This window comes from Pseudomonas sp. Tav-5-1A (assembly GCF_055755055.1).
In genome coordinates this window covers 380,492-403,736 of record NZ_CM146901.1, presented here as the reverse complement: position 1 = coordinate 403,736, position 23,245 = coordinate 380,492, and the positions used below count along the sequence as shown (strand labels likewise).

General features: G+C 64.1%; 22 protein-coding genes and 2 tRNA genes. 15 read left to right on the top strand and 9 right to left on the bottom strand.

The genetic code is table 11. The annotated features are described in order from the left end of the window. Positions 1–90 precede the first annotated feature (90 nt). From AC0J42_RS01955 to AC0J42_RS01945, 3 genes are all read left to right on the top strand, one after another. Positions 91–1,371 (top strand): murein hydrolase activator EnvC family protein, encoded by a 1,281-nt coding sequence (locus tag AC0J42_RS01955; protein WP_473005125.1) that lies wholly within the window; start codon positions 91–93, stop codon positions 1,369–1,371. 94 nt (positions 1,372–1,465) lie between these two features. Continuing rightward, on the top strand, positions 1,466–2,818 hold the full coding sequence (locus AC0J42_RS01950) for a S41 family peptidase (protein WP_416421990.1): 1,353 nt from the start codon (positions 1,466–1,468) through the stop codon (positions 2,816–2,818). Further along, a complete protein-coding gene (locus AC0J42_RS01945) occupies positions 2,818–3,648 on the top strand; it encodes a divergent polysaccharide deacetylase family protein (protein WP_473005124.1) in 831 nt (276 codons plus the stop codon). Before AC0J42_RS01950 ends, AC0J42_RS01945 begins: the two co-directional genes overlap by 1 nt. Positions 3,649–3,812: 164 nt before the next feature. On the opposite strand, the gene AC0J42_RS01940 is transcribed toward AC0J42_RS01945, so the two are convergent. The 7 genes from AC0J42_RS01940 to AC0J42_RS01910 all read right to left on the bottom strand — a co-directional run bounded on the left by AC0J42_RS01940 (position 3,813) and on the right by AC0J42_RS01910 (position 9,627). Beyond that, the gene (locus tag AC0J42_RS01940; protein ID WP_473005123.1) at positions 3,813–4,568 is read right to left on the bottom strand and encodes a substrate-binding periplasmic protein; all 756 of its coding nucleotides are present in this window, start codon (positions 4,566–4,568) and stop codon (positions 3,813–3,815) included. A 150-nt stretch (positions 4,569–4,718) separates the two neighbouring features. Continuing rightward, positions 4,719–5,489, bottom strand: coding sequence for an imidazole glycerol phosphate synthase subunit HisF (hisF, locus tag AC0J42_RS01935; RefSeq protein WP_416421987.1), 771 nt, complete (start codon positions 5,487–5,489; stop codon positions 4,719–4,721). Positions 5,490–5,499: 10 nt separating this feature from the next. Next, the gene (gene hisA, locus AC0J42_RS01930) at positions 5,500–6,237 is read right to left on the bottom strand and encodes a 1-(5-phosphoribosyl)-5-[(5-phosphoribosylamino)methylideneamino]imidazole-4-carboxamide isomerase (RefSeq protein ID WP_416421986.1); all 738 of its coding nucleotides are present in this window, start codon (positions 6,235–6,237) and stop codon (positions 5,500–5,502) included. 40 nt (positions 6,238–6,277) lie between these two features. Continuing rightward, the gene (locus AC0J42_RS01925; RefSeq protein WP_416421985.1) at positions 6,278–6,532 is read right to left on the bottom strand and encodes a DUF2164 domain-containing protein; all 255 of its coding nucleotides are present in this window, start codon (positions 6,530–6,532) and stop codon (positions 6,278–6,280) included. Further along, positions 6,532–7,170, bottom strand: coding sequence for an imidazole glycerol phosphate synthase subunit HisH (hisH, locus tag AC0J42_RS01920; protein WP_416421984.1), 639 nt, complete (start codon positions 7,168–7,170; stop codon positions 6,532–6,534). The genes AC0J42_RS01925 and hisH overlap by 1 nt, the downstream gene beginning before the upstream one ends. Beyond that, positions 7,170–7,763 (bottom strand): imidazoleglycerol-phosphate dehydratase HisB, encoded by a 594-nt coding sequence (gene hisB / locus AC0J42_RS01915; protein ID WP_008367877.1) that lies wholly within the window; start codon positions 7,761–7,763, stop codon positions 7,170–7,172. The genes hisH and hisB overlap by 1 nt, the downstream gene beginning before the upstream one ends. Before the next feature lie 199 nt (positions 7,764–7,962). Further along, a complete protein-coding gene (locus tag AC0J42_RS01910) occupies positions 7,963–9,627 on the bottom strand; it encodes an OFA family MFS transporter (RefSeq protein ID WP_416421983.1) in 1,665 nt (554 codons plus the stop codon). A 353-nt stretch (positions 9,628–9,980) separates the two neighbouring features. On the opposite strand from AC0J42_RS01910, the gene AC0J42_RS01905 reads away from it, so the two are divergent. The 6 genes from AC0J42_RS01905 (at position 9,981) to AC0J42_RS01880 (ending at position 15,304) form a co-directional block, all read left to right on the top strand. Further along, positions 9,981–12,215, top strand: a complete 2,235-nt coding sequence (locus AC0J42_RS01905) for an AsmA family protein (protein ID WP_473005122.1) — start codon at positions 9,981–9,983, stop codon at positions 12,213–12,215. Next, a complete protein-coding gene (gene mutY / locus AC0J42_RS01900) occupies positions 12,212–13,279 on the top strand; it encodes an A/G-specific adenine glycosylase (RefSeq protein ID WP_473005121.1) in 1,068 nt (355 codons plus the stop codon). The genes AC0J42_RS01905 and mutY overlap by 4 nt, the downstream gene beginning before the upstream one ends. After that, positions 13,276–13,548: an oxidative damage protection protein gene (locus AC0J42_RS01895; protein WP_008367870.1), complete on the top strand. Its 273-nt coding sequence runs from the start codon at positions 13,276–13,278 to the stop codon at positions 13,546–13,548. Before mutY ends, AC0J42_RS01895 begins: the two co-directional genes overlap by 4 nt. Positions 13,549–13,639: 91 nt before the next feature. Further along, positions 13,640–13,715 (top strand) — tRNA-Phe (locus AC0J42_RS01890). Positions 13,716–13,981: 266 nt separating this feature from the next. Then, on the top strand, positions 13,982–14,803 hold the full coding sequence (locus tag AC0J42_RS01885) for an acyltransferase (RefSeq protein ID WP_416421980.1): 822 nt from the start codon (positions 13,982–13,984) through the stop codon (positions 14,801–14,803). Positions 14,804–14,875: 72 nt separating this feature from the next. Beyond that, entirely contained in the window at positions 14,876–15,304 is a 429-nt protein-coding gene (locus tag AC0J42_RS01880) for a hypothetical protein (RefSeq protein WP_416421979.1), read from the top strand. A gap of 140 nt (positions 15,305–15,444) precedes the next feature. Here the strand turns inward: AC0J42_RS01880 and AC0J42_RS01875 are convergent, their stop codons facing one another. Further along, the gene (locus tag AC0J42_RS01875) at positions 15,445–15,918 is read right to left on the bottom strand and encodes a WbuC family cupin fold metalloprotein (protein ID WP_473005120.1); all 474 of its coding nucleotides are present in this window, start codon (positions 15,916–15,918) and stop codon (positions 15,445–15,447) included. Between the two features lie 192 nt (positions 15,919–16,110). Beyond that, positions 16,111–17,505, bottom strand: coding sequence for a GABA permease (gabP, locus tag AC0J42_RS01870; protein WP_473005119.1), 1,395 nt, complete (start codon positions 17,503–17,505; stop codon positions 16,111–16,113). A gap of 594 nt (positions 17,506–18,099) precedes the next feature. On the opposite strand from gabP, the gene AC0J42_RS01865 reads away from it, so the two are divergent. The 6 genes from AC0J42_RS01865 (at position 18,100) to AC0J42_RS01840 (ending at position 22,748) form a co-directional block, all read left to right on the top strand. Beyond that, positions 18,100–18,873, top strand: coding sequence for an ABC transporter ATP-binding protein (locus tag AC0J42_RS01865; protein ID WP_473005118.1), 774 nt, complete (start codon positions 18,100–18,102; stop codon positions 18,871–18,873). A gap of 13 nt (positions 18,874–18,886) precedes the next feature. Then, entirely contained in the window at positions 18,887–19,633 is a 747-nt protein-coding gene (locus AC0J42_RS01860; protein WP_416421974.1) for an ABC transporter substrate-binding protein, read from the top strand. A 58-nt stretch (positions 19,634–19,691) separates the two neighbouring features. Beyond that, positions 19,692–20,387, top strand: coding sequence for an ABC transporter permease (locus AC0J42_RS01855; RefSeq protein WP_416421973.1), 696 nt, complete (start codon positions 19,692–19,694; stop codon positions 20,385–20,387). Beyond that, positions 20,384–21,073 carry an ABC transporter permease gene (locus AC0J42_RS01850; protein ID WP_416421972.1) on the top strand — a complete coding sequence of 230 codons (690 nt, stop codon included), beginning with the start codon at positions 20,384–20,386 and terminating at the stop codon, positions 21,071–21,073. The genes AC0J42_RS01855 and AC0J42_RS01850 overlap by 4 nt, the downstream gene beginning before the upstream one ends. Positions 21,074–21,176: 103 nt before the next feature. Beyond that, complete coding sequence (locus tag AC0J42_RS01845) at positions 21,177–22,385, top strand: methyltransferase (RefSeq protein WP_473005117.1); 1,209 nt, start codon at positions 21,177–21,179, stop codon at positions 22,383–22,385. Between the two features lie 287 nt (positions 22,386–22,672). After that, a tRNA-Thr gene (locus tag AC0J42_RS01840) sits at positions 22,673–22,748 on the top strand. Positions 22,749–23,245: the final 497 nt, after the last annotated feature.

Here is a 23,245-nt window from a genome sequence, read left to right as displayed (position 1 = left end):
GAAACGACCGGCAGTTGCCGCACGGACGTTTTTTTTGCAAGCCGCGGCGGGCATACTAGGCCCGTCTCCACACTGGTATCGCCCACCCCCATGCTTCGTGCACTGATAGCCCTAGCCCTAGCCGGCCTGCTGAGTACGGCCTACGCCGACGACCGTGAGCAAACCCAACAGCAGTTGGACGCCACCAAGCAGGACATCGCCGAGCTGAAAAAACAACTCAGCCAGGTACAGGAACAAAAGAACGGCGTGCAGAAAGACCTGCGCGGAACTGAAACGCAGATGGGCAAGCTGGAGAAGCAGGTGGAGGCCCTGCAAACGGAACTAAAAAAGACCCAAGGCGAGCTGGATCGCCTAGCCCAGCAAAAAGATCAACTCCAGCAAAGCAAGACTGAACAACAGCGCCTGATCGCCATCCAGGCCCGCGCTGCCTACCAGGGCGGCCGCCAGGAATACCTCAAGCTGTTGCTCAACCAGCAGAATCCGGAGAAATTCGCCCGGACGCTGACCTATTACGACTACATGAGCACCGCGCGCATGGCGCAGCTCAAGCAGTTCAACGAGACCCTGCGCCAGCTGGCCAATGTCGAACAGGACATCGCCGGCCAGCAGGCGGCGTTGCTGGCCCAGCAAAGCAGCCTGGACAGCCAGCGCCAGGACCTGGACAAGGTCCGCAAGGAGCGCCAGGCCGCCTTGGCCAAGCTCAACGACAGCTACAAGCAGCAGGACCAGAAGCTTTCCGCGCGCCAGCAGGACCAGGAAGACCTGGCCAAGGTGCTCAAGACCATCGAGGAAACCCTGGCCCGCCAGGCCCGCGAAGCCGAGGAAGCACGGCAGAAAGCCCTGCTGGCGGCCCAGGAGGCCGAGAAGCAGCGCCAGCGTGAAAACGCCCAGGCCAAGGCCGATGACACGCCAAAACGTGCCAAAACCACGCCGGGTGCACTAGTCTCCAGTGGCGGCGCCAGCTACGGCGGGCCGTTTGCTGCAGGCCGGGGCAAACTTCCGTGGCCTGTCGATGGTCGATTGTTGGCACGCTTTGGTGAAACTCGCGGTGATGACGCCCGCACCAAGTGGGATGGTGTCATGATCAGTGCACCGGCCGGCACCCAGGTGCATGCCGTGCATGGCGGCCGGGTGGTGTTCGCCGATTGGCTGCGCGGTGCCGGGCTGCTGGTGATTCTCGACCACGGCGATGGCTACCTGACGTTGTACGGGCATAACCAGAGCCTGCTCAAGGGCGCCGGTGATGTCGTGAAGGCCGGCGAGGCTATCTCGACGGTTGGCAATAGTGGTGGGCAGGACACCTCGGCATTGTATTTTGCCGTTCGCCAGCAAGGTCGCCCCAGCGATCCTTCGCAATGGTGCCGCGGCTGAAGTCGGCACCACAACAAGGGCGTCAAGGCCGTCGTGAATGACGGCGCGCCAATGCCCCGAAAGGCGCAAAACCAGAATCAGGAGTTCGTTCGTCATGCTGCACTTGCCCCGCCTTACCTCGCTGGCCCTGACGATCGCCGTGGTGATCGGCGCCCCCCTCGCCCGTGCGGCGGAGCCTGCGCACCTGGCCGCCACCACCACGACCGCCCCGGCACCCGCCGCGGCCGCCGCCGACCCGGCCAAGGCACCGCTGCCGCTGGACGAGTTGCGCACCTTCGCCGAGGTGATGGACCGCATCAAGGCCGCCTACGTGGAGCCGGTGGACGACAAGACCCTGCTGGAAAACGCCATCAAGGGCATGCTCAGCAACCTTGACCCGCACTCTGCCTACCTGGGCCCGGAAGACTTCCAGGAGCTGCAGGAAAGCACCAGCGGCGAATTCGGCGGCCTGGGCATTGAAGTGGGCGCAGAAGACGGCGTGATCAAGGTGGTATCGCCCATCGACGACACCCCGGCCACCCGCGCCGGCATCGAGGCCGGCGACCTGATCGTGAAGATCAACGGCCAGCCCACCCGCGGCCAGTCCATGACCGAGGCCGTGGACAAGATGCGCGGCAAGATCGGCGAGAAAATCACCCTGACCCTGGTGCGCAACGGCGGCAACCCGTTCGACGTGACCCTGGCCCGCGCGGTCATCCAGGTCAAGAGCGTGAAGGCGCAGCTGCTCGAAGACGGCTACGGCTACATCCGCATCACCCAATTCCAGGTCAAGACCGGCGAGGAAGTCTCCAAGGCCCTGGCCAAGCTGCGCAAGGACAACGGCAAGAAGCTCAACGGCCTGGTGCTGGACCTGCGCAACAACCCCGGCGGCGTGCTGCAGGCGGCCGTGGAAGTGGTGGACCACTTCATCAGCAGCGGCCTGATTGTGTACACCAAGGGCCGCATCGCCAACTCGGAACTGCGCTTCTCGGCCACCGGCCACGACGAAAGCGACGGCGTGCCGCTGGTGGTGCTGATCAACGGCGGCAGCGCCTCGGCCTCGGAAATCGTCGCCGGCGCCCTGCAGGACCACAAGCGTGGCGTGCTGATGGGCACCGACAGCTTCGGCAAGGGCTCGGTGCAGACCGTGCTGCCGCTCAACAATGACCGCGCGCTGAAGATCACCACGGCGCTGTACTACACGCCCAACGGCCGTTCCATTCAGGCCCAGGGCATCGTGCCTGACGTGACCGTGCGCCAGGGCAAGGTCACCAACGACACCGCCGACAACGAGAACTTCAAGGAAGCCGACCTGCAGGGTCACCTGGGCAATGGCAACGGCGGCAAGGATCGCCCGTCCGGCCAGGCGCCGATCGGCAAGCAGAAGGCCCGCCCGCAGGACGGCGACTTCCAGTTGAGCCAGGCGCTGTCGCTGCTCAAGGGCCTGAGCGTCACCCGTAACAAGTGATGCCTCTACGCGCTGTATTCCTCGCCCTGTTGTGCTGCCTGTCCGGCCTGGCCCACGCCACGCCGGGCAGCAGCGACGCCAAGCCCCGCAAGGCCTACTTCACGCTGATCATCGACGACCTGGGGCAGAACCTGCCGCGGGACCGTCGCGCCCTGGCGCTGCCAGGCCCGGTCACCCTGGCGGTGATGCCCGACACCCCGCACGCCGCCGACTTCGCCCGCGAGGCGCACAAGGCCGGCAAGACGGTGATCGTGCACATGCCCATGGACCCGGCCACCGGGCCGTTCGCCTGGCACCCCGACCTGCCCATGGACGAACTGCGCACGCGCCTGCAGGCGGCGCTCAAGGCCGTGCCCTACGCTGCCGGCATGAACAACCACGAAGGCAGCAAGATGACCTCGCAGCCCGAGGCCATGGCCATGCTCATGGGCGAGCTGCAGCAGCGCAACCTGTTCTTCGTCGACAGCCGCACCAGCGCCGCCACCGTGGCCGCGGCCAAGGCCCAGGAGATCGGCCTGGCGCACGTGTCGCGGGACGTCTTCCTGGATGACGTGCGCACCCCCGAGGCCGTGGCCAAGCAGCTGCACACGGCCATTGCCCATGCGCAGAAGTTCGGCTCGGTGGTAGTGATCGGCCACCCTTACCCGGTGACCATGGACGTGCTGGCCCGCGAGCTGCCTGACCTCAAGGGCCAGGGCATCGACTGGATTCCGGTGCGGCAGATGATTGCCGTGCGCTCGAACCGGGCGATGCCGGCGCATGGCAAGGGGGGCACCTATACCCCGGCTCCAGCGCCAGCGCCAGCACCCGCTCCAACACCCGTCCCGTAGCAGCAACTGTCTTGTGGGAGCTGGCTTGCCAGCGAGCTTTTAAGGCCCCAACAGCTCGCTGGCAAGCCAGCTCCCACAGGATGTAGCAGCTGCCGAAGGCTGCGTCCCGGCGCACCGCAATGATGGGCACGGACGCAGCCTTCGGCAGCTGCTACGGGGCGGGGTTAAAGGTAACGGGACATGATGTCGTCGACGATGCCTTCGCTGCGCATCTGGTCCAGCGCCTTCTGCAGGCGCGCCACCACCTCGTCCGGGGTGTCCTTGTTCAGCGCCAGGTACAGCTGCGCGCTGTTGAAGCGCAACACCGTCTTGAGCCCGTTCACCCCTTCCAGCCGCGCCAGGTAGCGCCCGGCCGGGTCACCGGTGGCCCACACGTCGATCTCGCCATCCAGCAGCTTCTGGGCGTTGTCCTGGTCACGCAGGGCGATCACCGGGTGCATGCCCTCGCGGGTCAGGGTCTCGGCGATAGCGTCGCCCTTGTACGCGCCTATCTTCAGGCGCCGGGCCTGGGCCAGGCTGTCGAGCTTGAGCTTGCTGTCGGCACGCGCCAGCAGAATCCAGTCGTCAGGCCCGATGGGGCCCACCCACTTGAACGCCTGCTCGCGCTCGGGCAGCCGCGCAGTGACGAACACGCCGTAGCCGGGGCTTTGCATGGTCAGCTTGTAGATGCGGTCCCAGGGGAAACGCAGGGTCATGCTGTAGGGGATTTCGGCGCGCTTGAACATCTCGCGCACCACGTCGGCGGCGATGCCCTGGATGTTCTCTTCCCGGGCGAAGTTCTTGCCGTTGGCGGCCATGTTGTACGGCGGGAAGTTCTCGGTCAGCAACACCATGGAGTAGTCGGCTGGCACCTCGGCGCGGGCGCCCAGGGCAAACGACAGGCTGACACTGGCGAGAAAGGCGAATGCAAAACGCTTCATGAGAGTCGAGCCCCAAATCCATGGCTGTCGAATGCAACACTAAGGCAATTTGCCATTACCCACAAATCGTTAAACCTGTGGGAGCTGGCTTGCCAGCGAGCTGTTGGAGACCCCAAAAGCTCGCTGGCAAGCCAGCTCCCACAGCCAGTATCAGCGGACGACGATGCCCTGCTTGGCCATGAACGCCTTCGCTTCCGGCACGGTGTATTCGCCGAAGTGGAAGATGCTGGCCGCCAGCACGGCGCTGGCGTGGCCTTCAAGCACGCCGTCGGCCAGGTGCTGCAGGTTGCCGACACCGCCCGAGGCTATCACCGGAATGCCCAGCGCGTCGCTGATGGCGCGGGTGACGCCCAGGTCGAAGCCGTTCTTCATGCCGTCCTGGTCCATGCTGGTCAGCAGGATTTCGCCGGCGCCCAGGCCTTCCATCTTCATCGCCCATTCGACGGCGTCCAGGCCGGTAGGCTTGCGGCCGCCGTGGGTGAAGATCTCCCAGCGCGGGGTTTCGCCCGGGCCGGAGACCTTCTTGGCGTCGATGGCCACCACGATGCACTGGGAACCGAAGTGCTGCGCGGCTTCACCGACGAATTCGGGGTTGAACACCGCCGCAGTGTTGATCGACACCTTGTCGGCACCAGCGTTGAGCAGGTTGCGGATGTCCTGCACGGTGCGCACGCCACCGCCCACGGTCAGCGGGATGAACACCTGGCTGGCCATGCGCTCGACGGTGTGCAGGGTGGTATCACGGCCGTCGACGCTGGCGGTGATGTCCAGGAAGGTGATTTCGTCCGCGCCCTGCTCGTCGTAGCGACGGGCGATTTCCACCGGGTCACCGGCGTCGCGGATGTTCTCGAACTTCACGCCCTTGACCACGCGGCCGTTGTCCACGTCCAGGCAAGGGATGATGCGTTTGGCCAGCGCCATGGGTCAGTCCTCAGCCTTTGTAGGAATCGCAGAACGCCTGGGCTTCGGCGACGTCCAGGGTGCCTTCGTAGATGGCACGGCCAGTGATGGCGCCAATGATGCCAGGGGCCTTGGCGTCCAGCAGGGCCTTGATGTCACCCAGGTTGTGGATGCCGCCGGAGGCGATGACCGGGATCTTGGTAGCGGCAGCCAGGGCAGCGGTGAACGGCACGTTGCAGCCCTGCATCATGCCGTCCTTGGCGATGTCGGTGTAGACGATGGCGCTGACGCCATCGGCTTCGAAGCGCTTGGCCAGGTCGATGACCTGCACGCTGCTCACTTCAGCCCAGCCGTCGGTGGCGACGAAACCGTCCTTGGCGTCCAGGCCGACGATGACCTTGCCCGGGAAGGCCTTGCAGGCCTCGGCCACGAACTCGGGCTCTTTCACGGCCTTGGTGCCGATGATCACGTAGCTGACGCCGGCCTTGACGTAGTGCTCGATGGTTTCCAGCGAGCGGATGCCGCCGCCGATCTGGATCGGCAGGTTGGGGTAGCGCTTGGCGATGGCGGTGACCACTTCGCCGTTGACCGGCTGGCCTTCGAAGGCGCCGTTCAGGTCGACCAGATGCAGACGGCGGCAGCCGCCCTCCACCCACTTGGCAGCCATGCTCACCGGGTCATCGGAGAACACTGTGGAATCTTCCATGCGGCCCTGGCGCAGACGTACGCAGGCACCGTCTTTGAGATCGATAGCGGGGATAATCAGCATCTGGCAAACCTTCAATTCGATTTTTCAGCGATGCTCGAGATCAGTTTTTCTCGAGCGCCCACAGGTCGCTTTCAATGCTCTCGAAACGCTCCTTGAGGTGCGCCTGAACATCGAAAATCGCCCTGTTGTAATAGTGCGGAGCAATTTCACGGGTAAACAGCTCAAGAATCTCCGCCGCCTCGAACGACCCCAGGTCCAGTTCGAAACGGTCCTCCATGAAGCGCTTGATCTTCGTGGTGGCTTCGTTTTCCTGCTCGGGGGTGAGCGTGAGGATCGGCGGCTTCTTCTTGCTCATTACCAGCGGCCGTCCCAGGCGGCGAAGTTCTGCAGCAGCTGCAGGCCATGGGTATGGCTCTTCTCCGGGTGGAACTGCACGGCAAAGCGCGAACCTTCGGCCAGCGCGGCGGCGAAATCGACGCCGTAGTGCCCACGGCCCACTACCTGGCCAGCCTTGGCGGCGGCGATGTAGTAGCTGTGCACGAAGTAGAAACGCGCCAGGTCCGGAATGTTGTGCCACAGCGGGTGGTCGACGCTCTGGGTGACTTCGTTCCAGCCCATGTGCGGCACCTTCAGGTGCGCGCCGTCTTCGTGCAGGTCCTTGCCGAAGAACTTCACGTTGCCGGGGAACAGGCCGATGCAGTCGACGCCGTCGTTCTCTTCGCTGTGGTCCAGCAGGGCCTGCATGCCCACGCAGATGCCCAGGAACGGGCGGTCCAGGCTGACTTCACGCACCAGGGCGTCGAAGCCCAGGCGCTTGATCTCGGCCATGCAGTCGCGAATCGCGCCCACGCCGGGGAACACCACGCGGTCGGCCTCGCGGATCACCGCGGCGTCGCTGGTGATCAGGACCTTGCCGGCACCCACGTGCTCCAGGGCCTTGGCCACCGAGTGCAGGTTGCCCATGCCATAGTCGATAACCGCTACCGTCTGCATTACAGGCAACCTTTGGTGGAAGGCATTTGCCCGGCCATGCGCTCGTCCAGGGTGATGGCCATGCGCAGTGCGCGGCCGAACGCCTTGAACACGGTCTCGATCTGGTGGTGGGTGTTGTGCCCACGCAGGTTGTCGATGTGCAGGGTGACGTTGGCGTGGTTGACGAAGCCCTGGAAGAATTCCTGGAACAGGTCAACGTCGAAGCCGCCGACGGAGGCGCGGGTGTAGGGCACGTGCATCTGCAGGCCTGGGCGGCCGGAGAAGTCGATGACCACGCGCGACAGCGCTTCGTCCAACGGCACGTAGGCGTGGCCGTAGCGGAAGATGCCTTTCTTGTCGCCGATGGCCTGGTTGAACGCCTGGCCCAGGGTGATACCCACGTCCTCGACGGTATGGTGGTCGTCGATATGCAGGTCGCCCTTGCACTCGATGTCCAGGTCGATCAGCCCGTGACGGGCGATCTGATCGAGCATGTGTTCAAGGAAGGGTACCCCGATATCGAATCGGGCCTTTCCGGTGCCATCCAGGTTGATCGAGGCTTTGATCTGGGTTTCCAGAGTGTTGCGCTCGACGGACGCCTTACGTTCGGCCATCACCAGCTCCGCAAAATCATTGGGCGAAAAAGGCAGACATTATAGGCCGGGCGGGCGCCAAACAGAAACAAAAGGCTGACATGAACTGACCGGTGCGTTTGTGGGAGCTGGCTTGCCAGCGAGCTTTTCAGGCTTTAAAAGCTCGCTGGCAAGCCAGCTCCCACAGGTTCAGGCGCCCTTCAGGGGGCCTGAAGATGTATCAGTGGAACAGCACGGCGGTTTTCTGCAGGGTCACGATCACGCCCCATGCCAGTGGAATACCCACCACCAGCCAGGCCAGCACGGCCAGCGGCTTGCTGCCCGGCGCGGCTTTCCACTCCAGCACGGTGCTGGCGTCGGCGCCCTTGTCATGGCCCAGCGCCTGCTCGGCGGCCAGCTGCGCTTCAGTCATGAAGTGCTTGTCGGCCACCGGCCGCACCAGTGCGTTGCAGAGGAAACCCAACACCAGCAGGCCGGCGAGGATGTACAGGGTGATGTCGTAGGCCGCGGCGCGTTCCACGCCGATGCTCAGCTGGTACTCGCGCAGGTAGTTCACCAGCACCGGGCCCAGCACGCCGGCAGCGGCCCAGGCGGTCAGCAGGCGGCCGTGGATGGCACCGACCATTTGCGTGCCGAACAGGTCGGCCAGGTACGCCGGCACGGTGGCGAAACCGCCGCCGTACATGGACAGCACCACGCAGAACGCCGCCACGAACAGGGCGATGTTGCCCAGGTGGCCGAGGTTCGGCACCAGCGCGTACAGCGCCACGCCCAGGGCGAAGAACACGAAGTAGGTGTTCTTGCGGCCAATGAAGTCCGAGCACGAGGCCCAGAAGAAGCGCCCGCCAATGTTGAACAGGCTGAGCAGGCCGGTGAAACCGGCGGCAATGGCGCCGATCTGGGCCAGTTGCGCCGCGCTGAGCTGGCTGAAGGTCAGGTCCAGGCCCAGCAGCTTGCCGCCGAACACTTCCTGCAACAGCGGCGAGGCCATGCCGAGGATGCCGATGCCGGCGGACACGTTCAGGCACAGCACCAGCCACACCAGGGCGAACTGCGGGGTTTTCCACGCCACGCTGACGTGCACATGGCGGTGGGTGATCATCGCGTTGCTGGCTTTCTTGACCGGCGCGGTCCAGCCCTCGGGCTTCCAGCCGGTAGGCGGCACGCGGTACGACAGCGCACCGCCGAGCATGAACACGAAGTAGATCGCCGCCATGGCCACGAAGCTCTGCCACACGCCGACGCTGCCAGGGGTAGCGAAGTGGCTCATCAGTGCCGCCGCCAGGGGCGCGCCCACCATGGCGCCGCCGCCGAAGCCCATGATCGCCATGCCGGTGGCCATGCCGCGCTTGTCCGGGAACCACTTGATCAGGGTCGATACCGGCGAGATATAGCCCAGGCCCAGGCCAATACCGCCGATTACCCCGGAGCCCAGCCACATCAGCGCGATCTGGTGGGTGTACACGCCCAGCGCCGAAATCAGCAGGCCGCCGCACCAGCAGATGGCCGACACGGTGCCGGCCTTGCGTGGCCCGGCGTGTTCCAGCCAACCGCCCCAGATAGCCGCCGAGCAGCCCAGGAAGATGAAGAACAGGGTGTAGATCCAGCCGAGCATGGAGATCGGCCAGTCACAGGTGGACGAGAACACCTGGTCGAAAAAGCCCATGTCGGCCGGGCAGGCGGTGGCCGCCGTGATGCCGATGGCCTTGGACAGTGGCAGCCAGAACACCGAGAAGCCATAGGCCATGCCGATGCACAGGTGAATGGCCAGGGCGGCCGGTGGCACCAGCCAGCGGTTGAACCCCGGCTTGGCGATGATGCGTTCCTTGGAGAAGAACGCCGGCCGTTCGGCCGCGACTCCCCCAGCAGTAATGGTGCTGCTCATTGTTGTACCCCTTTGATTTTTTTATGGTCCACGGCCCTCTTGGCCGCCCACGACCTTGAAGCACGCTGGCGTTCGATCGTTTTATCGGCAGCTGCAGGTTTTTCGCGACAAAAAGCCGCAACCTGACCGGTGAACGGCGAAAGATTACCATCGGATGGTTACAGTAGAAGCAATCTGATATCGCTTTTTGCGCCGAAACTGCGCTGCTCGTTCAGCCAGCCGGGTGTAGAAATATGCTGAAACAGGTACGCCCGGCGGCAAATCCCCACTTGCCCACTCGGTTACCCTGCCGCCTGGCCCGTGGCGCTATACTCGCGGGCTAAATTTGAATTCGACACTACAAGGACTCGCCCATGAAAGCGTTCGGCAAAATCCTGGGGCTGTGTATTCTCGGGCTGTTGCTGATCATTGTGGCGCTCGGTTTCGCCGTGACCCACTTCTTCGATCCCAACGACTACAAAGACGAGATCCGCAAGCTGGCCCGCGACAAGGCCCACGTCGAGCTGACCCTCAATGGCGACATCGGCTGGAGCCTGTTCCCCTGGCTGGGCCTGGAGCTGCACGACGCCAGCATCGCCACCTTGCAGAACCCCACCACGCCGTTCGCCGACCTGCAGATGCTGGGCCTGTCGGTGCGCGTGCTGCCGCTGCTGCGCCGTGAAGTGCAGATGAGCGACGTGCGCGTGGAAGGCCTGAGCCTGACCCTGACCCGCGACGAAAACGGCCACGGCAACTGGCAGGACATCGGCAAGCCGCTGCCCAAGGCGCCTGCGCCCGGCGAGGTGGTGAACCCCAACATCGCCAACCCCGCCGCCGACACCCAGGGCGCCCCGGACAAGGCCGACCGCCCTGTGAAACTGGACATCGACAGCCTCACCGTGAACAACGCCCGCGTGCATTACAGCGACGCCAAGAGCGGCCGCGAGCTGAGCGCCGAGAGCATCCAGCTGAGCACCGGCGCGGTGCATGACGGCATCGACATTCCGGTCAAGCTCACCGCCTTCCTGGGCACCAACCAGCCCAACCTGCGCGCGCGCACCGAAATCAATGGCGAGCTGCGCATGGAACGCGCGCTGAAGCGCTACCAGTTCAGCGACATGAAAGTGGCCGGCGAAGCCAGCGGCGACCCGCTGCAAGGCAAGACCGTGACCTATTCGGCCCAGGGCAACCTGAACGTCGACCTGGGCGCCAACGTGGCCGACTGGAGCAACCTGAAGCTGTCGTTCAACCAGCTGCGTGCGCTGGGCGAGCTGAACGCCCGCGACCTGGGCACCGAGCCCAAGGTCAGCGGCGGCATTTCCATCGCCCAGATGGACCTGCGCGCGTTCATGGCCGGCCTCAACCAGACCCTGCCGGCCATGGCCGATGGCAGCCTGACCCAATTCGAGATGGTCACCCGCCTGGAAGGCACGCCCAACAGCCTGGCGCTGAACAACCTGGCGGTGAAGCTGGACGGCAGCAGCCTGGTCGGCAGCCTGGCGGTGACCGACTTCGCCAAACAAGCCATCACCGTGCAGCTCAAGGGCGACACGTTCAACGCCGACCGCTACCTGAAACCCACCAGTGCCGAAGCCTCCAGCGCCGGCGCAGCGCGCGACGCCGAGGTCAAGACCACCGAGGCCACGGCCATCGGTGGCGGCGGCGACAGCCCGCTGCCCAGCGCCCCCACCCAGGGCGCCTGGAGCAACGACACGCTGCTGCCGGTGGAACGCCTGCGCAAGCTTGAGCTGGCCGCTGACCTGAGCTTCGGCCAGCTCACCCTGCACCAGTGGCCCATCGACGACGCCAGCCTCAAGGCCCAGGGCAAGGGCGGCCTGATCACCCTGGAAAACCTGTCCGGCGGGCTCTACGACGGCACCTTCAGCACCAAGGGCAGCCTCGACGTGCGCCCGGACAAACCGCTGGTGGCGCTGCAGACCCAGCTGAACAAGGTGCCGGTGGAGCACTTCATCAAGGGCAAGGACGGCAAGGCCGCCCCCGTGCGCGGCCTGATGACCCTCAACAGCAACCTGACCGGCACCGGCAACAGCCAGAAGGCGCTGATCGACAGCCTCAACGGCACCGCCAACTTCGCCCTCACCGACGGCGTGCTGGTCAACGCCAACCTGGAACAGCAGGTGTGCCAGGGCATCGCCACCCTCAACCGCAAGGAGCTGAGCAGCATCCCGCGCGGCAAGGACACGCCCTTCCAGGAACTCAAGGGCAGCGTGGTGGTGCGCAACGGCGTGGCCAGCAACCAGGACCTGAAGGTGCGCATCCCCGGCATTACCGTGAACGGCGACGGCGACATCGACCTGCGCGTGCTGGGCATGGACTACAAGGTGGGCGTGGTGGTGGACGGCGACAAGAGCGACATGCCCGACCCCGCCTGCCAGGTCAACGAACGTTTCGCCGGCATTGAATGGCCACTGCGCTGCCGCGGCCCGATCGAACTGGGGGCCAAGGCCTGCCGTATCGACCGCGAAGGCATGGGCAAGGTAGCTGCCAAGGTTGCCGGCGACAGGATCACCGAAAAACTGGAAGAAAAATTCGGCGACAAGGTCAGCCCCGAGCTGAAAAACACGCTGAAAGGTCTGTTCAAACGATGAACCCAGAGCAATTTTCCACCGCAGTACTGGAATGGTTCGACCGCAACGGCCGTCACGACCTGCCCTGGCAACAGGGCATCACCCCCTACCGGGTGTGGGTGTCGGAGATCATGCTGCAGCAGACCCAGGTCAGCACCGTGCTGAACTACTTCGACCGCTTCATGGCCTCGCTGCCCACGGTCCAGGCACTGGCCGAGGCGCCCGAAGACGAAGTGCTGCACCTGTGGACCGGGCTGGGCTACTACACCCGCGCGCGCAACCTGCAGAAGACCGCGAAGATCGTCGTCGAGCAGTACGGCGGCGAATTCCCCCGCGACGTTGAAAAACTGACCGAACTGCCCGGCATCGGCCTGTCCACTGCCGGCGCCATCGCCAGCATCAGCATGGGCCTGCGCGCGCCTATCCTGGACGGCAACGTCAAGCGCGTGCTGGCACGCTACACCGCGCAAGAGGGCTACCCCGGCGAACCCAAGGTGGCCAGGCAGTTGTGGGCCAACGCCGAGCGCTACACCCCGCACACCCGGGTGAACAACTACACCCAGGCGATGATGGACCTGGGCGCCACCCTGTGCACCCGCACCAAGCCCAGCTGCCTGCTGTGCCCACTGGAAAAGGGCTGCCAGGCGCACATGCTGGGCCTGGAGATTCGCTACCCGGTGCCCAAGCCGAAGAAGGCCGTGCCGCTCAAGCACACGCTGATGCCCCTGCTGATGAACCGCGAGGGCGCCATCCTGCTTTACCGCAGGCCGTCCAGCGGCCTGTGGGGCGGGCTGTGGAGCCTGCCCGAGCTGGACCGCTACGAGGACATCGAGCACCTCACCGCCCAGCACGCCCTGGTGATGGCGGCGCCCAAGGCCCTGGAGCCGCTGACGCACACCTTCAGCCACTTCCAGCTGGCCATCGCGCCGTGGCTGGTGCACGTCGAAGAGTCGGCCCACCACGTGGCCGAGGCCGACTGGCTCTGGTATAACCTCGCCACCCCGCCGCGCCTGGGCCTTGCCGCCCCGGTGAAGAAGCTGCTGAAACGCGCGGCCGATGCCTTGAATGCAGGAGAGTTGTCATGACCCGCACCGTAATGTGCCGCAAGTACAAAGAAGAGCTGCCAGGCCTTGAGCGCCCGCCCTACCCGGGTGCCAAGGGCCAGGACATCTTCGAACACGTTTCGCAGAAGGCCTGGGCCGACTGGCAGAAGCACCAGACGCTGCTGATCAACGAGAAGCGCCTGAACATGATGAACGCCGAAGACCGCAAATACCTGCAGGGCGAAATGGACAAGTTCTTCAGCGGCGAGGATTACGCCCAGGCCGAAGGCTACGTGCCGCCGAGCGAATGAGCCCGGAAAAACGTAAGCGGAGGAATTAATTAAAAATTTTTTGCGATCGTGCTTGACGCAAGGTCGAAAAAGCCTTTTAATGCGCCCCGTTGCCCAGATAGCTCAGTCGGTAGAGCAGAGGATTGAAAATCCTCGTGTCGGCGGTTCGACTCCGTCTCTGGGCACCACCTTCCGCTTTCAGGTGGTGCATGCAGTACCTGAAAGCCACAAGAAACCCGCCTAGTGCGGGTTTTTTGTTGTCTGCGATTCTTCGATCTCGTATAAATGCCGACACACGGTGGGCGGCACCAGGCCCCGTTCTGGGCTAAGATTGCCGCTGTTTGGCCCTTTGCCATTACCGCTCCGCATTGGCTGCTGATGGACCCCAAACATGAGGCAGGATCGCCTGCCCTCATCAAACGACCACTGGTGGGCGCCCAAAGGACTGTCAGGCATGAAACATCGCATCTTCCACTCTACCGACCTCCCCGAACGCTTGCCCTCGCTGGCCGAGGAACTGGGCGTCACCCTCGACCGGCTGAAAGCGGTTTACCAATGGGGCATGAGCAACAACGTGCTGTTCGCCGAGGGCGAAGGTGAGCAGGCGCGCTACAGCATCTGCTCGGTGAATATCGAGACCACCATCGACGACCCCCTGGCCAAGCGCCTGTACCAGCGCCTGCGGCAGGATATCCCCACCACCCTGGTGCCGCGCTACGGCAAGAACTGGGCGACCCTCAAGGACCGCTGGCTGCGGGTGTGGGAGCAGACCTACAACATCATCATCAACAAGATCCCCAGCCACAACGTGCGCCTGGCCTGGCTGCGTCTAGGGGGTGCGAAGATCGGCAAGGGCTCGACCATCTGGCGCAACACCGAAGTGCTGGGCGTGGAAAACCTGGTCATCGGCAACGACAGCGTGATTGCCTGGCACTGCCAGATCGACGCGCGCGCCGGGCTGATCATCGGCGACCACGTGGCCATCGCCTCCCATGTGCTGATCATCGCCGGCAGCCATGACCTTACCGCCCCCGAGTTCTGGTCGGTGTCGGGGCCCATCCACATCGACGACTACGCCTGGATCGCCACCCGCGCCCTGATCGGCCACAGCGTGCGCATCGGCCGCGGCGCCGTGGTGACGGCCAACACCCTGGTGGCGAAGAATATCGCGCCCTACAAGATCGTCGGCGGCAGCGGCGCCAAGCCCATGGGCGAGCGCCCCCACGACCTGAACTACAAGGTAGGCGGCAAGGGCCTGTTCACCCTGATGTACTAATGTTTGGCAGCACTCCCCGTCTTCGGCTGGTATCGTGCACCGCCTGTGCAACCGAACGACGAGGAATTGACCATGAGCACCCAGGAAAAAATGACCGGGGACCTGTTTGAAGTAGACAAGCGCTTGTCGCTCAAGCCCGTCACCGATTTCAACAGCTACCTGCGCGCCGCCTTTGGCGACGGCACGTGCACCTGCGTGCGTTGCCTGGCCAGCAGTGGCGATGAAACCGGCTACGAGTTCCAGCACACCTTCAACCTCGAAGGCCAGGCGCTGAACCGCCGCTACGCGCTGACCGCCGGCAGCGACGTGCTGCTGGTGCTGAAAAAGGCCTGGCTGTCGTACACCAAGACCGAGCTGGGCAACGGCGCGATCCTGGACCTGGCCGCCATCAAGGGCTTCGTCGAGCCAGAGCTGCACAAGCGCCTGGTGCCGCTGTTCCTGGCCAGCGGCCTGGTGAAGGACATCGACGGCAACCTGCACATCCAGCCCCAGGCTGCCTGATACCGTAGCAGCGGCCACAGGCCGGGTCCAAGGCGCCGCGGCGAGCCCGGACGCCGCCTTCGGCAGCTGCTACAGGGCCGCTGCAGCGCGGCCAAGGCCGGCTCGTACCACGCACCGTGTAGGATTCCGGCAACGCGGTTTCAAGACTGGAAGCGGTCGCCGACCTGGGCGGTGGCGTACCAGGCGATGATCGCCTCCATGCCAGGCTCGCCCTCGGCGACGGTCCAGGGCATGTAGTCCTCTTCGGGAATCGGCGTGTACTCGCCGTCCTTCACTTCGAAAATTACCGCGCCCTCGTCCAGCGACAACACCGCGTGCCAGACGCCAGCCGGGGTCTCGACCATCTTCGTCTCTTCGCCCAGCACCACGCGGTCGGTCACCTCGCCCGCGTCATTGAAATGCAGCACCACGAAACGCCCACGCAGCGAGTGCAACAGCTCGAAGGTGTGCGGGTGGCGGTGGGCGCGCACGTAGGTGCCCGGCTCCATGGCCACGGCCAGGCGCTGGGTGGGGTCGACCAATTGCGGGTGCATGTTGTGGTGGGCGCGCAGGCGTGGGGACTGCTGGGCGCGGGCGGTGAGCTCGTCGAGGAGCGCGGTGTTGATCTGCTTCATGGGGCTGGGCACGGTTCGAGTTGAAAGGCCCAGTATGCCTGCCGGTTAGTGAAATTCTCCTGAACGCCACCCACAAAAAAGCCGCTGCCATTGCTGGCAGCGGCTTTTTTGTGGGCCTTGGACGCGGCCTTTGGCCGCTGCTACGGGTTACCTGTAGCAGCGGCTGCAAGCCGCGTCAGCAAGCACCGCACATCACTTGCCGAACGCAGCCTGGCCTTGCGGCAGGGCTTTGCGACGACGGTCAACCAGCAGGCCTGCCGCAACCACGGCAATGGTCAGCAGGCCGGTGGCGACGATCTCGATGCGGTGGTCGACACGAATGGCCATCACGGTCAGCACGCCCACGATGAACACGATCACCGCCCAGGTCAGCACCGGGAACGCCCACATCTTGAACTCGACCTTCTCGCCCTTCTGCTCACGCTGCTTGCGCATGCGCAGTTGCGACACGGCAATCACCAGGTACACCAGCAGCGCGATGGCGCCGGAGCTGGCCAGCAGGAAGTCGAACACTTCAGCCGGGGCAACGTAGTTGGCGAACACGGCCAGGAAGGCAGCCGCGGTGGACAGCAGCACGGCCCAGTACGGGGTGCCGCCTTTGCTGGTGCGCTGGGCCATCTTCGGCGCATCGCCACGCTTGCTCAGCGAGTAGAGCATGCGCGAGGAGGTGTACAGCGCCGAGTTCAGGCAGCTGGTAACGGCAACCAGCACCACCACGTCAACGATCATCTTGGCGTTGGGGATACCGATCAGGTTCAGCACGGTCTGGTACGAACCAATGGCCGGCAGGCTTGGGTTGTTCCACGGCACCAGGGCCACGACCAGGAAGATCGACACGAGGTAGAACAGGAAGATCCGCCAGATCACCGAGTTGGTGGCCTTGGTGATCTGCTTGCCCGGATCCTTCGATTCGGCAGCGGCGATGGTGACGATCTCGGTACCCATGAACGAGAACATGGTGGTCAGCATGGCTGCAACCACGGCGCCCAGGCCGTTGGGCATGAAGCCTACGGTGTCGACGATGTGGCTGACACCGCTGACCTGGCTGCCCGGCACGAAACCGAACACGGCAGCAGCGCCCAGGATGATGAAGCCGATGATGGCGATTACCTTGATCAACGCGAACCAGAACTCGAATTCACCGTAGTTCTTCACGTTGAGCAGGTTGGTACCGGTCAGCACCAGGGTAATCAGCAGGGTGAACACCCACACGGCGATGTCCGGGAACCAGGCATGCAGGATGCCGGCGGCGGCGTTGGCCTCCAGCGGAATTACCAGTACCCAGAACCACCAGTACAGCCAGCCGATGGTGAAACCGGCCCAGTGGCCGATGGCGCGGTCAGCGTAGGTGGAGAACGAACCGGTGTCTGGTTGCGCGATGGCCATCTCGGCCAGCATGCGCATTACCAGCACTACCAGCGTACCGGCAGCAGCGTAGGCCAGCAGCACGGCAGGGCCGGCCTCGGCGATCGCGTGGCCGGAACCCACGAACAAGCCGGCGCCGATAACGCCGGCGATGGACAGCATGGTGACGTGACGCTGTTTGAGCCCCGACCCGAGGTCGTTGTGGTTGTGCTTATTGCTCATAAAACTACCTATGCAAAGAATAGCGTTCGGTCCAGCAATTGGCGTTACACCTACCCGTGTTGTGGGAATGCAACATGCCGTTGAGGATTTTTGACGCAAATATTGCGCCAAAACCTTTCACCGGTGATGCCAAAGCGCTAGGACGGCCTTTTGAGCCCTATTGGTCAAGCCCTTGATCAAAATGACATTTCGGTACACCTGTAACCAAGGGTTACCGGCCTACACAATAACAGGACGAAATGTCGCACCAAAAACTGACTTCGGTAACACCAATGCACAATTTAAGTGCAACCAAAGGTGCAACCTGGCATGGCCTTTTACGACAAAAACGTGCAACCAACGGACGTCACTGGGCACAGTGCACACCGGTCGGTTTAATGAATGGTTACTTTCCATTGGCGGCCAAAACTGGCACCATCGCGCCTTTTTTCACGCGCACCCGCTTGCGCGCGGGCCCCATGGGCGTTGGTCGGCGACATGCCGCTACAGCCATGCGACACCCCGTGCCCGTGCCCACTGCCATAACGGCGGCGCCATGCTAGTTTGGCGCACCGCTTCAGGGCGGGAACGCAACCGTATAGATGAGGACCGCACATGGCCCAGGCCACGCCCGCGCTGGAAATCCGCAACCTGCACAAACGTTACGGACAGCTTGAGGTGCTCAAGGGCGTTTCGCTGAGCGCCCAGGAAGGCGCCGTGATCTCGATCCTGGGCTCGTCCGGCTCGGGCAAGTCGACCCTGCTGCGCTGCACCAACCTGCTGGAGAACCCCCACGAGGGGCAGATCTTCGTGGCCGGTGAAGAGCTCAAGCTCAAGGCTGCACGCAACGGCGAGCTGGTGGCGGCCGACAACCGCCAGATCAACCGCATGCGCAGCGAAATCGGCTTCGTGTTCCAGAACTTCAACCTCTGGCCGCACATGACCGTGCTCGACAACATCATCGAGGCGCCGCGCCGCGTGCTGGGCCAGAGCAAGGCCGAGGCCATCGAGGTTGCCGAGGCGCTGCTGGCCAAGGTCGGCATCGCCGACAAGCGCCACGTGTACCCCAACCAGCTGTCCGGCGGCCAGCAGCAGCGCGCGGCCATCGCGCGCACCCTGGCCATGCAGCCTAAAGTAATCCTGTTCGACGAGCCCACCTCGGCGCTGGACCCCGAAATGGTCCAGGAAGTGCTGACCGTCATCCGCAACCTGGCCGAAGAAGGCCGTACCATGTTGCTGGTCACCCACGAGATGAGCTTCGCCCGCCAGGTGTCCAGCGAAGTGGTGTTCCTGCACCAGGGCCTGGTGGAAGAACAAGGCACACCTGATCAAGTATTCGACAACCCAGTGTCGGCACGCTGCAAACAATTCATGTCCAGCAACCGTTAACGGAGCATCACGCATGCAGACTTACAAAAAATTGATCCTGGCCGTTGCCGCCAGCCTGGCGATGAGCGCCAACGTGATGGCCGACACCCTGAAGATGGGCATCGAAGCCGCCTACCCTCCCTTCAACAGCAAGGACGCCAGCGGCAACGTCGTGGGCTTCGACGCCGACATCGGCAAGGCCCTGTGCGCCAAGATGAAGGTCGAGTGTGAAATCGTCACCTCCGACTGGGACGGCATCATCCCCGCCCTGAACGCCAAGAAGTTCGACTTCCTGATCTCGTCCATGTCCATCACCGACGAACGCAAGCAGGCCGTTGACTTCACCGACCCCTACTACACCAACAAGCTGCAGTTCATCGCCGCCAAGAACGTCGACTTCAAGGTGGACAAGGACGCGCTGAAAGACAAGATCATCGGCACCCAGCGCTCCACCCTGTCGGGCACCTGGCTGGAAGACAACATGCCGGACGTGCAGGTGAAACTGTACGACACCCAGGAAAACGCCTACCTGGACCTGACCTCGGGCCGCCTGGACGGCATCCTGGCCGACAAGTACGCCAACTACGAGTGGCTGAAATCGCCAGCCGGCAAGGACTACGAGTTCAAGGGCGAGCCTGTGGAGCAGAGCGACAAGATCGGCATCGCCGTGCGCAAGGGCGACGCCCTGCGTGAGAAGCTGAACGCCGCCCTGAAGGAAATCAAGGCCGACGGCACCTACAAGAAGATCAACGACAAGTACTTCCCGTTCAGCATCGAATGACCTGCCCGACTGCCGCCGCGCCCGGTGCGCGGCGGCTGGTCCTCAAAAAAGCCTGCCCATGAACATTGATCTCCACGGATTCGGCCCGGCCCTGGCGGCTGGCGCGCTGATGACTGTCAAACTCGCGCTGTCGGCCCTGTGCCTGGGCCTGGTCCTGGGCCTGCTCGGCGCGCTCGCCAAGACCTCGCCCTACAAGGCGCTGCAAGCGCTGGGCGGCACCTATTCCACCATCGTGCGCGGCGTGCCCGAACTGCTATGGGTACTGCTGCTGTACTTCGGCACCGTCAACATGATGGCCGCGCTGGGCGGCTGGCTGGGCATGCCCGAGCTGACCCTGAGCCCCTTCGCCGCCGGCGTCATCGCCCTGGGCCTGTGCTTTGGTTCGTACGCCACGGAAGTGTTCCGCGGCGCCATCATCGCCATCCCCAAGGGCCACCGCGAGGCCGGCCAGGCCCTGGGCCTGTCCAAGCTGCGCATCTTCACCCGGCTGATCCTGCCGCAAATGTGGCGCATCGCCCTGCCGGGCCTGGGCAACCTGTTCATGATCCTGATGAAGGACACCGCCCTGGTCTCCGTCATCGGCCTTGAGGAAATCATGCGCAACGCCCAGAACGCCGTCACCGACACCAAGCTGGCGTTCAACTTCTACATGGTGGCCGCGGTGATGTACCTGGGCCTGACCGTGCTGGCCATGATCGGCATGCACTTCATGGAAAAATACGCCGCACGCGGCTTCACGAGGGCCGCGCAATGAACTGGGAAGTAATCATCAAGTGGCTGCCCAAGCTCACCCAGGGCGCCACCGTGACCCTGGAGCTGGTGGCCATTGCCGTGCTGGCCGGGCTGATCCTGGCGGTGCCGCTGGGCATCGCCCGCAGCTCGCGCAAGTGGTACGTCAGCGCTTTGCCCTACGGCTACATCTTCTTCTTCCGCGGCACGCCGCTGCTGGTGCAGCTGTTCCTGGTGTACTACGGCGCCGCCCAGTTCGACGCCGTGCGCCACAGCGCCCTGTGGCCCTACCTGCGTGACCCATTCTGGTGCGCCGCCGCCACCATGACCCTGCACACCGCCGCCTACATCGCCGAGATCCTGCGGGGCGCCATCCAGGCCATCCCCAAGGGCGAGATCGAAGCCGCGCGCGCCCTGGGCATGTCGCGCACCAAGGCGCTGCTGTTCATCATGCTGCCGCGCGCCGTGCGTATCGGCCTGCCGGCCTACAGCAACGAAGTGATCCTGATGCTCAAGGCCAGCGCCCTGGCCAGCACCGTCACCCTGCTGGACCTGACCGGCATGGCGCGTACCATCATCGCCCGCACCTACCTGCCGGTGGAAATCTTCTTCGCCGCCGGCGTACTGTACCTGCTGATCTCGTTCGTGCTGGTGCAAGGCTTCAAAGGCCTGGAGCGCTGGTTGCGCGTGGACGCCTGCCAAGGCCGCTGAAATTCGCGGGAACAACACCACCCCGTAGCAGCGGCCGCCAGGCCGCGTCCGGCCCCACCACCGAAGACGCCGCCTGGCGGCAGCTGCTACAAGGGTTATCCACATGCGCGCCACCACCCTGCTCACCCACTTCCAGGCCCTCGACGCCTTCCTGCTGGCCCACCAGCCCCTCTGGCGCCCCAAGCCCTTCACCCAGCTCACCCTGCCGTGGGAAACGTCCCACCCGCAACTGGCCAGCTGGCTACGCAAGCGCACCCTGGAACAGGCCGAAGCCGAGCACAACCACCCCGAACTGCTCGACGCCCCCGCGCCCTACCCCGCCATCGCCGCCCAGGCCGCCGCCCTCAGCGAACTACCCACGCTAGCCACCGGCGCCCTGCAACCCTGCCAACCACGCCTCAACGTCGACGTGCCCGGGCGCAAATGGCAACAAATCGAAGCCTTCGCCGACGCCCTCACCTTCCAGCGGCCCACCCACGGCTGGCTGGACTGGTGCGCCGGCAAAGGCCACCTGGGCCGCCGCCTGCTGCAGCCCGCGCAAAGCCTCACCTGCTACGAATACGACCCCGCCCTGGTCGACGCCGGCCAGGCCCTGAGCCAGCACCACCAGCTCAACGCCGACCACCGCCTGCAAGACGTCATGGCCGCCGACTGCCACCTGCCTGCGGGCACAACCGCCGTAGCCCTGCACGCCTGCGGCGACCTGCACGTACGCCTGCTGCAGCGCGCCGCCGCCGACGGCTGCCCGCAACTGGCCATCGCCCCCTGCTGCTACAACCGCACAACCGCCGACCACTACCAGCCGCTGTCCAGCGCCGCAGCCACCAGCGCCCTGCGCCTGAGCCGCGACGACCTCGGCCTGCCCCTCAGCGAAACCGTCACCGCCGGCGCCCGCGTCCGCCGCCAGCGCGACCAGTCCATGGCCTGGCGCCTGGCCTTCGACCTGCTGCAACGCCAGGCAAGCGGCACCAACACCTACCTGCCCACCCCCTCGCTGCCCAGCGCCTGGCTGGCCAAACCCTTCGCCGACTACTGCCGCGAACTGGCACAGCTGAAAGGCGTCCCGCTGCCTGTGGACATCCCCTGGGCAACCGCCGAAGCCAACGGCTGGCAACGCCTGGCCCAGGTGCGCAACCTGGAGCTGGTGCGCAACCTGTTCCGCCGCCCGCTGGAGCTATGGCTAACCCTGGACCGCGCCCTGTTCCTGCAGGAAAACGGCTACCAGGTACGGCTGGGCGTTTTCTGCACACCCCAGCTCACCCCCCGCAACCTCATGCTGCTGGCAGAACGCCCAGAATCGTTTCAAAACTAACACACAGCCTGTGGATAACTCTGTGGGCAGAATCCCCAGCAAGCTAAGAAATTCGCTAGATCCAACGAAGTTTTCCAACTGGTCATTTTTTGTTCATCATTTATTCCGCAGCAAAAACAGCCATTTGCGCAAAGAGTGCAAAATCGGCACCGCGCCTGGGGGCGTTTGGTCTGTTCACCGGGGGATTGTGCATAAGCGTTTTTGGCGGTGGCAGCGCTTGCCATGAAAATAGTGCAAATTGGGGGTTGCCTAGGGCCGACGAGTCGCTATAATCAGCGCCCTCACATGCCGGTATAGCTCAGATGGTAGAGCAACTGACTTGTAATCAGTAGGTCCCGGGTTCGATTCCTGGTGCCGGCACCATACGCAGTATCGAAGAAGGCTCACCGCAAGGTGGGCCTTTTTTGTTTGCGCGCGGAAAGGCATCGAGATCGCTGCCCCAAAGGCCACCCCGTAGCCGCTGCCGCCAGGCTGCGCTGGCCCTAGGCTCTGTATGAAATATGTGAAGGGTGCGTGGAACACTGTGGGAGCTGGCTTGCCAGCGAGCTTTTGAGGCCCGAAAAGCTCGCTGGCAAGCCAGCTCACACACCAGAACCCACCCTCACATGTTTTTTCATACAGACCCTAAGCATCGTCGCCGGCGTCGACCTCAAACACGCCTTCGTCGCTTCGCGCCCTGCTTCGTGAAGCAAAAAACGCCGACCAAAAAAAACCGCCTCCCAAGAAGACGGTTTTTTTGATTCAACTCGATTAATAAGGTCGAGCTGCAGATTTTCACAGGTCACTCCAACGAGTAGAGGGAAGCCTATCCCTCGCCTATCCTGCAGCCAGTTCAGACTGGCCCTTAATAGGCTCGATAC

Bases quoted from the DNA above. Each gene is read 5' to 3' on its own strand.
- gabP (WP_473005119.1), bottom strand. From the start codon at position 17,505: ATGAGCAATAAGCACAACCACAACGACCTCGGGTCGGGGCTCAAACAG.
- hisF (WP_416421987.1), bottom strand. From the start codon at position 5,489: ATGGCGCTGGCCAAACGCATCATCCCTTGCCTGGACGTGGACAACGGC.
- AC0J42_RS01905 (WP_473005122.1), top strand. From the start codon at position 9,981: ATGAAAGCGTTCGGCAAAATCCTGGGGCTGTGTATTCTCGGGCTGTTG.
- hisA (WP_416421986.1), bottom strand. From the start codon at position 6,237: ATGCTGATTATCCCCGCTATCGATCTCAAAGACGGTGCCTGCGTACGT.
- AC0J42_RS01955 (WP_473005125.1), top strand. From the start codon at position 91: ATGCTTCGTGCACTGATAGCCCTAGCCCTAGCCGGCCTGCTGAGTACG.
- AC0J42_RS01845 (WP_473005117.1), top strand. From the start codon at position 21,177: ATGCGCGCCACCACCCTGCTCACCCACTTCCAGGCCCTCGACGCCTTC.
- AC0J42_RS01850 (WP_416421972.1), top strand. From the start codon at position 20,384: ATGAACTGGGAAGTAATCATCAAGTGGCTGCCCAAGCTCACCCAGGGC.
- hisH (WP_416421984.1), bottom strand. From the start codon at position 7,170: ATGCAGACGGTAGCGGTTATCGACTATGGCATGGGCAACCTGCACTCG.
- hisB (WP_008367877.1), bottom strand. From the start codon at position 7,763: ATGGCCGAACGTAAGGCGTCCGTCGAGCGCAACACTCTGGAAACCCAG.
- AC0J42_RS01910 (WP_416421983.1), bottom strand. From the start codon at position 9,627: ATGAGCAGCACCATTACTGCTGGGGGAGTCGCGGCCGAACGGCCGGCG.
- AC0J42_RS01885 (WP_416421980.1), top strand. From the start codon at position 13,982: ATGAAACATCGCATCTTCCACTCTACCGACCTCCCCGAACGCTTGCCC.
- AC0J42_RS01865 (WP_473005118.1), top strand. From the start codon at position 18,100: ATGGCCCAGGCCACGCCCGCGCTGGAAATCCGCAACCTGCACAAACGT.
- mutY (WP_473005121.1), top strand. From the start codon at position 12,212: ATGAACCCAGAGCAATTTTCCACCGCAGTACTGGAATGGTTCGACCGC.
- AC0J42_RS01875 (WP_473005120.1), bottom strand. From the start codon at position 15,918: ATGAAGCAGATCAACACCGCGCTCCTCGACGAGCTCACCGCCCGCGCC.
- AC0J42_RS01950 (WP_416421990.1), top strand. From the start codon at position 1,466: ATGCTGCACTTGCCCCGCCTTACCTCGCTGGCCCTGACGATCGCCGTG.
- AC0J42_RS01880 (WP_416421979.1), top strand. From the start codon at position 14,876: ATGAGCACCCAGGAAAAAATGACCGGGGACCTGTTTGAAGTAGACAAG.
- AC0J42_RS01940 (WP_473005123.1), bottom strand. From the start codon at position 4,568: ATGAAGCGTTTTGCATTCGCCTTTCTCGCCAGTGTCAGCCTGTCGTTT.
- AC0J42_RS01895 (WP_008367870.1), top strand. From the start codon at position 13,276: ATGACCCGCACCGTAATGTGCCGCAAGTACAAAGAAGAGCTGCCAGGC.
- AC0J42_RS01855 (WP_416421973.1), top strand. From the start codon at position 19,692: ATGAACATTGATCTCCACGGATTCGGCCCGGCCCTGGCGGCTGGCGCG.
- AC0J42_RS01860 (WP_416421974.1), top strand. From the start codon at position 18,887: ATGCAGACTTACAAAAAATTGATCCTGGCCGTTGCCGCCAGCCTGGCG.
- AC0J42_RS01945 (WP_473005124.1), top strand. From the start codon at position 2,818: ATGCCTCTACGCGCTGTATTCCTCGCCCTGTTGTGCTGCCTGTCCGGC.
- AC0J42_RS01925 (WP_416421985.1), bottom strand. From the start codon at position 6,532: ATGAGCAAGAAGAAGCCGCCGATCCTCACGCTCACCCCCGAGCAGGAA.